Origin of the sequence: Pseudomonas delhiensis (assembly GCF_900187975.1) — a bacterium.
GTDB classification, from domain to species: Bacteria; Pseudomonadota; Gammaproteobacteria; order Pseudomonadales; family Pseudomonadaceae; genus Pseudomonas; species Pseudomonas delhiensis.
In genome coordinates, this window is the sequence record NZ_FZPC01000077.1 from 1 (window position 1) to 1,448 (window position 1,448).

Annotated in this window: 1 protein-coding gene; it reads right to left on the reverse strand. The window is 63.6% G+C overall.

What is annotated here, in order from left to right; all coding sequences use genetic code 11:
- Positions 1–261 precede the first annotated feature (261 nt).
- Positions 262–1,320: an IS110 family RNA-guided transposase gene (locus CHC02_RS29770; protein WP_089394943.1), complete on the reverse strand. Its 1,059-nt coding sequence runs from the start codon at positions 1,318–1,320 to the stop codon at positions 262–264.
- Between the last annotated feature and the right edge of the window lie 128 nt (positions 1,321–1,448).

A 1,448-nucleotide genomic window follows, 5' to 3' on the forward strand; every position in this document is an offset into this window, starting at 1 on the left:
CGCTCCTATGTATGGACTCACCCCCACCGTCAACCCGCTTTTGAACAGAGGAACCCGATTGCATCTATGTATTAGGCCTGTTCGAGGAAGCCACGTCGGGCTTCTGGCCAACATTGGGTAAGCCCGCGGAATGCCGATTACAAAGAGGCCTCGAAGGCCAGTAGGAGCGTAGGCATCAATCCGCGACGGTCTGACCAGGGGTCAATGTTCTTCAGCAGGGGTTGGAGCGGCTTGGCGCCCCGGTGGCGGGAACTCGTTGGATCAGTGACTCATCTCAATCTCCTGGCAAGCGTTCGGCTTGCGCTGGTAGGTCTGCTCGCTGCGCAACAGTACCCAGGCGATCCGCAGGTTGCGGTTGGCCAGTCGCACGGCCGCCCCCTTGCGCCCCAGGCGCTGTAGCCAGCGTTGCAGGCGACGGTCGTCCGGGTGCTCGGAATCCGGCCGCAGTTGCTTCAATACCGCATGCGCGCCCACGACCATCAGGCTGCGCACATAGGCGTCGCCTCGTTTGTTCATCTTGCCCAGCCGCACCTTCTGCCCGCTGCTGTGCTGGTCCGGCACGATACCGAAGTAGGCGGCGAACTGGCGCGCAGTGGCGAAACGTTCCGGTTCGGTCTGCTTGGCCAGCAGCGCCGTGGCAGTGATCGGACCAATGCCACGCACCGTCATCAGCCGTTTCGCTGCCTGGTCCGCATTGGCACATTCTTCCAGACTCTCGGTCAGCGCTGCAATGCGCTCGCCCAGCCGCTTCCACTCGCTCAGCATCTCGTCGATCAGCTCACGCAGCAGATCCGGCAAGGGCTGGCTGGCGTCCTCCAGTACCCGGGGGACACCCTGGCTCAGGGCCGCCTCCCCCTGGGCCAGGGCGATACCCTGCTCCAGCAGTAGCCCGCGTATCTGATTACCCGTGGCCGTACGCCGCCGCACATAGCCACGCCGAATCCGGTGGCAGGCCTGCATCGCCAGCGCCGCGATACTCTTCACCGGCACCGCCGCAATGCTGCAATCCCGCCCCGCTCGCAGAATGGCGTGGGCGTCATTGCGATCATTCTTTGCCCCGCTGCGGTGCTCGGCCACACGCTGGGCCGGCAGGATACGCACCGGGTTGCCCTGCGCCTGCAGCATCCGGGCCCAGGCTTGCGCACCCGGACCGGTTTCCATCAGTACCGTCACGCCCGTCGGCAGCTTCTGCAGGAACACCTGAAACGCTTCACGCGACTTGATCCGCTGTTCGTACACCAGTTGGCCCTGGGCCTCTTCCCCGGCCACCTGGAAGACCTTCTTCGCCAAATCCACGGCGATTGTCGTGCAAACCGACACATCGACTGCAGACATGGGCTTCTTCGTCGTCGTATGCTTTTTCATGGCCTCACCCTCACTGTCGCTGGCCTCTTAGAATGCCACCGTGGCGCCTCGACGCCTCGGTGAGGGTGAGTCCATCCAATTAC